Consider the following 10213-nt stretch of genomic DNA (forward strand, 5'->3'; position numbering starts at 1 on the left):
TCGGTGGAGTCCGATCGCTCGATCTTCACCAGGACCGCCAACGGCCGTCCGTGCTTCGAGAACTGCTCGCCGAGCTGGGCGTCACCGAGGAAGCGGGTGATCTGCTGCTGCGTCTGCGCGGTCCCGCCCACCGCGGCGACCTTGCCGCGCAGCACCCCGTACTGCTGGGCGGGCACGGACTGGACGGTCAGGTCGACGGAGGCGCCGACCGGGACCGAGGCGGCACTGCTCCCGGACACGTACAGCAGGACGACCAGCGGATCGTCGGCGCCGTCGATCCGTTCGACGCTCGCCACGTCCGCGCCGGTGGTGATCACCGCGCCGATCGTGGCCGTCACCGAGGTGAGCCGGCCCGCGTCGATCGTACGGACGACGCGTTCTCCCTGCTCCGTACGGACCTTGAGGAGGGGGGAGTCCCGGGGCAGGGTCTGGCCTTCGTCGGCGAGGACCTCGGTGATCTGTCCGGCGACGGGGCTCTGGAGGATGTAACTGCCGCGGGAGTGCGTGAGGATGCCGGGCGCGTCGAGTGTGCTGGCGACGGAACCCGTCACGGCCCAGAAGGCGGCGGCGGCCATCACGGCGACGGTGACACAGAGGACGAGCAGACCCTGCGGGCGGGCGAAGCGCACCGGAAGATCGAGCTGTTCGGGCGACTGCAGCTTGGAAAGGGCCTGTTGGCGGAACTGCACGTAACTCTTCCCTCACCTGTCAGCGGTCGGCACCGAGCCCCGGAACCGATGGGTTCCGGGGCTCGGTGGGTGCTGCCGTGTCTCAGAGACCGGCGGTCAGGCCGGAGGCCAGACCGGTGACCGCGCCGGTGTTCACGCCGGTGGCGGACTCGACGAGACCGGTGACCGAGCCGACGACGCCGGCGACCGGGACGATGCTCTCCACGGTGCCCGTGACGTTGCCGAGGAGGCCGCCGACGAGGCCGCCCGAGACGTTGTCGAGGTCGCTGTCGGAGATCTCGGCGGTCTCGACCTGGGGGGTGTAGTTCATGATGAGCGCTGCCCTTCGTACGGAAATTGCTTTTCTACGGAAACCCGTGGTGCGGCCTCCGTATGGCCCAGGATCAAAGCACGCCTGTGCCTCGCACAGCCAATCGAACTACGGCGGATATGTGGCTGTCGGCCCATTGGAATCGACTTACGTGCAGAAGTGTTCATTCCATGGCGGAGATTTCTCCACGAGCTTCACCGCATGCATTCCGCGCCGTTGCGACCTCATGTCCCAGAATTGGGGCGTTTCCTCCCCAAGCGACTCACTGCGCGTCTCGGACCTGCTGTTTCGTGCCTGAACACGTGATCGATGTGCGTACGCCGTGTGCAGGTTTCTCCGTTCCTGATGCCCGTGCAATTCCAGGGGCATGCGATGCGCACCGTCGGTGGAGTTCGGAAGCTGTCGGTATTCACGCCCTTGTGGAAGCTGAGCGTGGCTCCCTTTTTTGTGCGCCCTCTGCGAATGGATGGCGCGTTTATGGAGCGTTTGCAGGTCTGTGTGTCCACGGCCTCACGTCGTCTGCGGAAGTGTGGAGAAGGCGTGTCGCCTTTCTCGGCGGCGGTCGGCGGTGTGATCGACCGCGGGGCCGGCCGGCCGGGGGTGGATGGAGGGGTGGTCCGATTCATCCGATGAAACGGCCGCATCCCTCTTCTCTCGGACGACGTGCGGCGCTACCATCGGGATGCTTTATGGGAGCGCTCCCATCTCTGTTCGTTTCCGTACCGCCGCTGCGCGGCGGTCCAGCTCGGAGAGGACGTTTCCGTGCGCTTGAGCACCAGACCCATCGCCGCCCTGGTGGCGGCGCTCGCCCTTGCCGCCGGGTTGTCGGTCGCCGGTGACCCGGCGGTGGCACGCTCGGACGAGGGGCCCGCCCCGGCCGAAGCATCGGATGTGTCCATCGCGGCGGACACCTACACCTGGAAGAACGCACGGATCGACGGCGGTGGCTTCGTACCGGGCATCGTCTTCAACCGGTCCGAGAAGAATCTCGCCTACGCGCGCACCGACATCGGCGGCGCCTACCGCTGGGACCAGGCGGGCAAGAAGTGGACCCCGCTGCTGGACTGGGTGGACTGGGACCGCTGGGGCTGGTCGGGGGTGGTGAGCCTGGCCTCCGACACGGCCGATCCCGACAACGTGTACGCCGCCGTCGGCACGTACACCAACAGCTGGGACCCGACGAGCGGAGCGGTTCTGCGTTCGGCGGACCGCGGCGCCTCCTGGAAGGCGGCCGCACTGCCGTTCAAGCTCGGCGGCAACATGCCCGGACGCGGGATGGGGGAGCGGCTCGCGGTCGACCCCAACAAGAACTCCGTGCTGTACCTCGGCGCCCCCAGCGGCAACGGGCTGTGGCGGTCCACCGACTCGGGGGTCACCTGGTCGGAGGTCACCGCCTTCCCGAATCCCGGCAACTACGCGCAGGACCCGTCCGACACCAGCGGCTACGGCAACGACAACCAGGGCATCGTGTGGGTGACGTTCGACGAGCGCTCCGGCAGCGCGGGCAGTGCCACCCAGGACATCTACGTCGGTGTGGCCGACAAGGAGAACACCGTCTACCGCTCCACCGACGGCGGCGGCACGTGGTCCAGGATCGCCGGACAGCCCACCGGATACCTCGCGCACAAGGGTGTCCTGGACTCCTCGACGGGCCACCTCTACCTGACGCTGAGTGACACGGGCGGGCCGTACGACGGAGCCAAGGGGCAGATCTGGCGCTACGACACGGAATCCGGTGCGTGGACGGACGTCAGTCCCGTGGCGGAGGCCGACACCTATTACGGCTTCAGCGGCCTCTCCGTCGACCGGCAGCAGCCCGGGACCCTGATGGCGACCGCCTACAGCTCATGGTGGCCCGACACCCAGATCTTCCGTTCCACCGACAGCGGTGCGACGTGGACCCAGGCGTGGGAATACACGAGCTATCCGAACCGCTCCAACCGCTACACCATGGACGTCTCCTCCGTGCCCTGGCTCAGCTGGGGCGCCGATCCGTCCCCGCCGGAGACCGCGCCCAAGCTGGGCTGGATGACGGAGTCCCTGGAGATCGACCCGTTCGACTCGGACCGGATGATGTACGGCACGGGCGCGACGGTCTACGGCACGGAGGACCTCACGTCCTGGGACTCCGGCGGCCAGTTCAAGATCACGCCCATGGTGAAGGGCCTGGAGGAGACAGCAGTCAACGACCTGGCGAGCCCGCCCTCCGGCGCGCCGCTGCTGAGTGCGCTCGGTGACATCGGCGGTTTCCGGCACACGGATCTCGATGCGGTGCCCGCCATGATGTTCACCTCGCCGAACCTCGACTCGACCACCAGCCTGGACTTCGCCGAAGCGGCCCCGGACACGGTCGTACGGGTCGGCAACGCCGACGCCGCTCCGCACATCGGCTTCTCCACCGACAACGGCGCCAACTGGTTCCAGGGTTCCGAGCCCGCCGGGGTCACCGGCGGCGGCACGGTCGCCGCGGCGGCGGACGGCAGCGGATTCGTCTGGAGCCCGGACGGCGCGGCCGTCCACCGCACCACCGGATACGGCAACTCCTGGACCGCCTCCACCGGAATCCCGGCCGGGGCGACGGTCGAGTCGGACCGCGAGAACCCGAAGAAGTTCTACGGGTTCAAGGCCGGCACCTTCTACGTGTCGACCGACGGCGGAGCGACGTTCACCGCGAAGGCGAAGGGGCTGCCGGCGGAAGGCAACGTCCGCTTCAAGGCTCTGCCCGGCGCGGAGGGCGACATCTGGCTCGCAGGCGGCGCCCCGACAGGCGCGTACGGGCTCTGGCGCTCCACCGACTCCGGCACGAGCTTCACCAAGTTCTCCGGGGTGGAGCAGGCGGACAGCGTCGGATTCGGCAAGGCGGCCTCCGGGGCCTCGTACCGGACCGTCTTCGTCAGCGCGAAGATCGGTGGGGTGCGCGGCATCTTCCGGTCGACGGACATGGGTGCCGGCTGGACGCGGATCAACGACGACGCGCACCAGTGGGCCTGGACCGGCGCGGCGATCACCGGAGACCCCCGGGTCTACGGCCGGGTGTACGTCTCCACGAACGGCCGGGGCATCCAGATCGGCGAGTCCTCCGACAGTGATGGCGGAGGCACGGAACCGGACCCCGACCCCGACCCGACAGAGCCGCCGGTGGAGGCCGACTGCTCGGTGACGTACAAGGTCACCAACCAGTGGTCGGGCGGCTTCCAGGCCGAGGTGACGGTCACCAACACCGGCGCCACGGCCTACGACGGCTGGCAGCTGGGCTGGTCCTTCCCGGGGGACCAGAAGATCACCCAGATGTGGAACGCCTCCCACCGGCAGGACGGGGCGAAGGTGACAGCGACGAACGCCGGCTGGAACGGCAAGGTGGCGCCGGGTTCCTCGGCGGGCTTCGGTTTCACCGGCACATCGACGGGTGGCAGCGCCGAGCCGGGCGCGTTCACGCTGGGCGGTGAGGCCTGCACCGTCGGCTGATGCTCGCGGGGCGGAGCCCGGCAGGGGCCCGGCCCGGTTCACGGCCCGGAACCGCCCGCGCATCTGAAGGCGCTGTTCGGGGCGTGAACGGCGGGAGGGCACGGGCCGTGAGCGGGCTGTGAGCCGCGCGACATGACGCGGAGCCCGGCAGGGAGTGACTGCCGGGCTCCGCGCCGCCCGTCCGATGAGCCGACTCCGCTCATCTCATCCCGGCTCAGGGAAAGGACACCACCTGGGAGGGGATGGTCGACGTACCGGATGTGGGGGATCCGGTGTTGTTGATGACGTGGTCGTACTGGCCGTTGCCACCGAGGGACACGACGAGCAGGCCGTGGAATTTCACTCCGGGTTTCACCGGAGCCTGGAAGCCGTGCTGCTGGCGGATGGTCGGGTCGACGTTGTAGTAGCAGTAGCTGCCCATGCCCCAGCCCTCGTGGGTGGTGACGGAGTCGGCGACCTTGTAGGCGGCGTACCCCTTGATGTCACCGTTCTGGATGGCGGCCTGGTCGGGTGCGTCGTACGCCTTCTCGTTCTGGAAGAAGATCGTCCTTCCGTTCTCGCCGTACCACTGGACGTCGTACTTGTTGAAGTGTTCGACGAACAGGCCGGTGGCCAGCACGTCGTCCCCGTTCACCCGGAGGCCGTAGTCGGACCGGTTGGTCTCCCAGCCGACCCCGTCACCGTGGTCGGCGCGCCACAGCCAGGTGTGGTCGATGATCGTGTCGTCGCTGTTGACCACCATGGCGGTGGTCGCCTTGCCGGCGCCCGCGCCACCGACGCGGACGAACACGTCCTGAAGGCTGGTCGGGTTGGCGGAGTGGTCTGCCGATGCTCCCGCGGGGCCCACCTCGACGAGCACCGAGGAGTTCTGGGTTCCGGCGTCCACCAGGAGTCCGGCGAGCTTGACGCCGTCGACATCGCCGACCTTGAGGGCGGTCACCCCGTTGTCCGGGATGATCGTGGCGAGGCCCAGGCCCAGGGCGACCGTGTTGGCGCGGTTGATCTCGATGGGCTCGTCGACGTGGTAGACGCCCGGGGTGAACAGCAGGTGCAGGCCCTGTCGCACCGCTGCGTTGATGGTCTGCGCGGTCGCGCCCGGCTTGACCACGTAGAACTGGCTCAGCGGGATCGATTCGCCCTGCGGGGTGCCGTTCCAGGAGACGCCGCGTGCGTTGGTGCGCTTGGCGGGGACGAAGACCTTGTAGGCGTTGCCGTCGAGGTAGAGGAAGGGCTTCTCGCGGGAGACCGGGGTGTTGTTCAGAGTGGTGTAGGGCGGTTCGGGGAAGCTCTGCGCGGGAGCGCCCTCGACGCCGGAGAACGTCATGTTCCATACGCCGTTGGTCCAGCCGCCGATGGAGCTGTCGCGGGTGTACCACTGCTGCTGGGAGTAGGGGCCGACCTGGCCGTCGATCTTGCTGTCGGCGATGTAGCCGCCACTGGCCCAGCCGTAACCGTTCGGGGCGAGGTTGAGACCGCCCTTGACGTGCATGCGGCGGAAGGGCGCGGCCTGGGAGACGGCCCAGCGGTTGGTCCCGCTGACCGGGTTCAGGGCGAGGTTCTCGGCCGAACGCCAGAAGTTCTGGGTGGCGTTGCCGTTGAACCAGCCGGCGTCGACGGTGACATCACCGTTGAAGGTCGTGTCGTCGGGTTTGAGACCGAGGCCCGCGATGGAGGTGTAGAAGCCGATCTGGGCATTGATGTTGTTGTAGGTGCCCGGCTTGAACATCAGGGCGTAGCGGTCCGTCCCGAACTGTGCGGACTCCTGCTTCTTGAAGATCTCGTCGACCTTGCCCTGGATGTTCGGGGTCGAGGGGTCGAAGACCAGTACGTTCGGCCCGAGGTCGCCGCCGCCAGGAATCTGCGGGCCGCCTCCACCGGTCGTGCCGAACACCTGGAACTCCCAGAGGGAGTAGCCGTATCCGGTGGCGCGGGTGGTGCCGGTCAGCCGGACGTAGCGGGCGGTGCCGGAGACATTGAGCGTCTCGGTGCCTCCGGGGCCGGTGGTGGTGGAGTAGGCGGTGCTCCAACTGCTGTTGTCCGAGGAGAACTCGATCCGGTAGCCGGTGGCGTAAGCGGCCTCCCACCGCAGCACGATCTGGCTCACCGAGGCGGCGGTGCCCAGGTCGATCTTGATCCACTGCGGGTCGGAGAAGGCGCTCGCCCAGCGGGTTCCGTTGTCGCCGTCCACCGCGGAGGCGGCGGTCGTGCCGCCGTTCTCCTGGCTGGACGCGGTCACCGCCTTGCCCTGGGAGAGGAGCGCGGGGGCGGCGCTCGCGGGGGCCTGGGGGATGAAGACCAGGAGCGAGAGCACGAGACCGGCGAGGGCGGCCAGCACTCCGGTGCGTCTTCCGGGCGGTGCCGAAGGGGGTCTGTGGGGGTTCGGAGGTGCGTACATGGGATCTCCTGAGCCGTGGGGCGGATACACGACGCGCACGCCAGAGAGCGCTCTCTCCGACTGTGCGAGATACTCCACCCCTTGTTGCGAACGCGTCAAGAGATGTGCAAGGGTGGATGTATCAGGGCTCGTTGTCGCCAAGAACTATGGGCTCCGCCGTCGCGACGGCCCCTCCGGCCGGCCCTCGCGACGGCCCCTCCGGCTGACCCTCCTCGGTGAGGAGGCGTGATGTCCGGCGGATCACGGATTCAGGAAGTGGCGGACGGTGGGACCGTGAGCTGCCCGTCGGCCACCGCCGAGGCCGGTGGACGTGTGTACCTCGTGCTCTCCACGGGCGGTGTCGTGGTGGCAGCCGGTCCGCTGCCACCCGGCGCAGCCCGTGGCCACCCTGGGCCACGGGTACGCGAGGCCTCCCGGCGCCGGTGACGGCACTTCGGCCGTGACTCCACGCATCCGCAAAAAGCTTCTGCATGGATGATCGTCTTCTCCCAAACCTCCTTCCGGCGTGGCGTGCCGTCCAACGGGTGACATCTGGTCACCTGTCACACGATGAGCCCACCGTGTCGCTCGAATGCGGCCCTCCCGAGTGGTGCGCCTCCGGATTTCAGCTGACGGTGGATCACGTCGCACCCGTGATCCGATGAGCCGACAACCAGTCGGCCAGCGCGGGGGTGGCGAAAGGACTGTGTATCCATGCGCTCTGCCCGCACCCTGTTCGCATCGGCCGCCGTCACGGCGGTCCTCGCGGTCTCCGCCCCCGCCGCTTACGCCGTGACCTCGGCGGACGACTGGGACAAGGACAGCGGCTCCTCCGCCAGCAGCAACGACGACCGTGAGAAGCCGGACTCGTGGAAGCACGACAAGCCCGAGGGCGGTGTGCACGCCGGTGGCGGTGCGCTGGCCGGCGTGTCGGCCGACGACTGGCAGAAGGACAAGGACGAGAACAGGGACGAGAACAAGGACGAGAACAAGGACGAGGACAAGGACGAGGACAAGGACAAGGACAAGGACAAGGACAAGGGCGAGGACAAGGACAAGGGCGAGGAGTCGGACAGGGAGTCCGGGTCCGGCAGCAATGACGACCGTGAGAAGCCGGACTCGTGGAAGCACGAGAAGCCCGAGGGTGGTGTGCACGCCGGTGGCGGTGCGCTGGCCGGCGTGTCGGCCGAGGACTGGCAGAAGGACAAGGAGTCCGGCTCCGAGGACTGGCAGAAGGACAAGGAGTCCGGGTCCGGTGGCTGGGAGAAGGACGAGGAGTCCGGCTCCGGTGGCTGGGAGAAGGACAAGGAGTCCGGTAGCAGCACGGACGGTGAGAAGACCTGGAAGCACGAGAAGCCCGAGGGCGGCGTGCACACCGGCGGTGGCGCGATGGCGCTCTCCGGCAGCGGTCTGGCCGCCGGTTCGGTGCTGATGCTCGGTGGCCTGGGCGCCGTCGCGTACAAGCTGCGCCGCCGCAACGCCTCGGGTACCGCGGCCGTCTGAACGACGCGCCGCACCGCTGGATGAACCCTGTCGTGGCCGCCGCTCCTCCCCGGGGCGGTGGCCGCGTCGATTTCCCCGTACAGCCACCCGCCCCTCCCGTACGTGAAAGGCAGCATGCGCATGGCCGCCCCGCAGCCGTCCGACCCAGACCCCGCCACCCCTGCCCTCGGCCGTTCCCTGCTGTGGCCCGTCGCGGCGGTGGGGCTGGGCTTCCTCCTCGTCTACAACTCCTTCGACGCATCAGCAGGAGTCCCGCCCGCTCCCGCGGTGGTGTCCCTCCCCGCAGCCTCGGCATCTGCCACGCCCGCCCCGGCGGCTTCCGCCGCACCGCTCGGGTTGCCCCGGTCCGAACCCGAGCGGATCTCGATCGAGTCGATCGCGGTCGACGCCCCCTTCACGCCCTTGTCCATCGGCCCCTCCGGGCAACTGGACGCGCCGCCCGCGAACGACGCGAATCTGGCGGGCTGGTTCAAGGACGGCGCCACTCCCGGAGAGCGGGGCACCTCGGTGGTGGCCGGGCATGTCGACACCAAGACCGGCCCCGCCGTGTTCCTGCTGCTCAGCACGCTCAAGGCCGGCAACACCGTGGACATCACCCGTCAGGACGGTACTGTCGCCACCTTCAAGGTCGACTCGGTCGAGACGTTCAGTAAGGCGGACTTCCCGAGTGAGCGGGTCTACGCCGACGACGGCACCGCCCAGCTGCGGCTGATCACCTGCGGTGGTGTCTACGACAAGAAGAAGAAGGACTACGAGGACAACGTCGTGGTGTTCGCCCACCTGGCCTCCGTCAAGAACCGTTCCTGACCGGTGAGCGGGAGTGAGCCCTGGCCTTCTGAGGCCGCTTCTTCCTTGCCGTCGGCACACGGACGGGGGCTCCGTGTCCGCGTGCTCCGGATGTCCGCGTGCTCCGGTTCGTCCACGCCCCGGAGCACGCGGACGCGGAGCCGGTCCAGGACCGCGGGGAACAGCCGTGCCGGCGACGCAGCCGCCCGCCTGGTCCGGCTGGTGGCCGGCCCCGGGCCGGTGCCGTGGGCCGGCCGGGCAACTGAAGGCGCGGGTATTTCGTCGGCCGGACCGTCCCGTACACACCTGATGTCCGACGGTGACCGGGACTTCTGCGTGCTGCTGAGGGGCGGCGCCGCGGTTCCCGCTCTGCGGCACGCCATCGGGCACGCCCGCCCCGACAGGCGCCCCCGCTACGCAGCTCTCCTGGAGCGGCTCACCGGTGAAGAGGACTCGCCGCTCCAGCCGTGAGTTCTCAGCGGGCGCTCTCCGGCTCCGCCGAGGCGACCTGGTGCAGTGTGCGGCCGGTGCGGGCCGAGCGGGCGTGATACGGATCGGGGGTGCCCGGCCGGTCGTGGACGGCCTGGCGGTCGTCGGCCTTGATCAGCAGCCAGGCCTCCGGCCCCCGGATCCCGTCCTCGTCGTCGATGTGGAAACGGGTGAGCGCGAATTCGCCGTGCAGCTTCGCCCCGTCGAGCCAGAACGTGGCGTGCCCGTGCTCCAGGGACTCGGCGAACGGGACGGGGGCGCCCGCGAGGTCGTGGCTGGTGGGGCGGTAGGTGCCCTGGTCCCAGACGATCACGGTGCCGCTGCCCCGTTCGTCCTGTGGAATGACCCCCTCGAACTCGCGGTATTCCAGGGGGTGGTCGTCCGTCGGCACGGCCAGCCGCTTGTCGCTCGGGTTGTCCGAGGGGCCGCGCGGCACGGCCCAGGACTTCAGGACGCCGTCGACCTCGAGACGGAAGTCGAAATGCATACGCCGGGCGTCGTGGATCTGCACCACGAAACGCCGTGTGCTCTCGCTGTCCACGCCTGATCCTTCCACCGGGATGCGGCCGGACGACGTGTGCCTGCCCGGCCGGGGCC

At 68.9% G+C, this 10213-nt stretch carries 8 protein-coding genes; 4 read left to right on the plus strand and 4 right to left on the minus strand.

Annotation, left to right across the window (positions count from 1 at the left end; genetic code table 11):
* Window positions 1–689: HlyD family efflux transporter periplasmic adaptor subunit (locus tag VN520_RS26180; protein WP_325749404.1), on the minus strand; the 689-nt coding region annotated here is incomplete at its 3' end.
* Window positions 690–771: 82 nt separating this feature from the next.
* Window positions 772–999 carry a type A2 lantipeptide gene (locus VN520_RS26185; protein ID WP_325749405.1) on the minus strand — a complete coding sequence of 76 codons (228 nt, stop codon included), beginning with the start codon at window positions 997–999 and terminating at the stop codon, window positions 772–774.
* A gap of 762 nt (window positions 1000–1761) precedes the next feature.
* On the opposite strand from VN520_RS26185, the gene VN520_RS26190 reads away from it, so the two are divergent.
* Window positions 1762–4464 (plus strand): cellulose binding domain-containing protein, encoded by a 2703-nt coding sequence (locus VN520_RS26190; protein WP_349256080.1) that lies wholly within the window; start codon window positions 1762–1764, stop codon window positions 4462–4464.
* 214 nt (window positions 4465–4678) lie between these two features.
* On the opposite strand, the gene VN520_RS26195 is transcribed toward VN520_RS26190, so the two are convergent.
* The gene (locus tag VN520_RS26195; RefSeq protein WP_325749406.1) at window positions 4679–6859 is read right to left on the minus strand and encodes a discoidin domain-containing protein; all 2181 of its coding nucleotides are present in this window, start codon (window positions 6857–6859) and stop codon (window positions 4679–4681) included.
* Between the two features lie 693 nt (window positions 6860–7552).
* On the opposite strand from VN520_RS26195, the gene VN520_RS26200 reads away from it, so the two are divergent.
* The 3 genes from VN520_RS26200 to VN520_RS26210 all read left to right on the plus strand — a co-directional run bounded on the left by VN520_RS26200 (window position 7553) and on the right by VN520_RS26210 (window position 9598).
* Window positions 7553–8341 carry a hypothetical protein gene (locus tag VN520_RS26200; RefSeq protein WP_325749407.1) on the plus strand — a complete coding sequence of 263 codons (789 nt, stop codon included), beginning with the start codon at window positions 7553–7555 and terminating at the stop codon, window positions 8339–8341.
* A gap of 120 nt (window positions 8342–8461) precedes the next feature.
* Window positions 8462–9148 carry a class F sortase gene (locus VN520_RS26205; RefSeq protein WP_325749408.1) on the plus strand — a complete coding sequence of 229 codons (687 nt, stop codon included), beginning with the start codon at window positions 8462–8464 and terminating at the stop codon, window positions 9146–9148.
* Window positions 9149–9436: 288 nt separating this feature from the next.
* Window positions 9437–9598, plus strand: a complete 162-nt coding sequence (locus tag VN520_RS26210) for a hypothetical protein (protein ID WP_325749409.1) — start codon at window positions 9437–9439, stop codon at window positions 9596–9598.
* A gap of 4 nt (window positions 9599–9602) precedes the next feature.
* Here the strand turns inward: VN520_RS26210 and VN520_RS26215 are convergent, their stop codons facing one another.
* A complete protein-coding gene (locus VN520_RS26215) occupies window positions 9603–10157 on the minus strand; it encodes a DNA polymerase ligase N-terminal domain-containing protein (protein ID WP_325749411.1) in 555 nt (184 codons plus the stop codon).
* Between the last annotated feature and the right edge of the window lie 56 nt (window positions 10158–10213).

It is taken from the genome of Streptomyces sp., from assembly GCF_035563135.1.
Classification (GTDB): domain Bacteria; phylum Actinomycetota; class Actinomycetes; order Streptomycetales; family Streptomycetaceae; genus Streptomyces.

Bases quoted from the DNA above. Each gene is read 5' to 3' on its own strand.
- VN520_RS26205 (WP_325749408.1), top strand. From the start codon at position 8,462: ATGGCCGCCCCGCAGCCGTCCGACCCAGACCCCGCCACCCCTGCCCTC.
- VN520_RS26200 (WP_325749407.1), top strand. From the start codon at position 7,553: ATGCGCTCTGCCCGCACCCTGTTCGCATCGGCCGCCGTCACGGCGGTC.
- VN520_RS26185 (WP_325749405.1), bottom strand. From the start codon at position 999: ATGAACTACACCCCCCAGGTCGAGACCGCCGAGATCTCCGACAGCGAC.
- VN520_RS26210 (WP_325749409.1), top strand. From the start codon at position 9,437: ATGTCCGACGGTGACCGGGACTTCTGCGTGCTGCTGAGGGGCGGCGCC.
- VN520_RS26195 (WP_325749406.1), bottom strand. From the start codon at position 6,859: ATGTACGCACCTCCGAACCCCCACAGACCCCCTTCGGCACCGCCCGGA.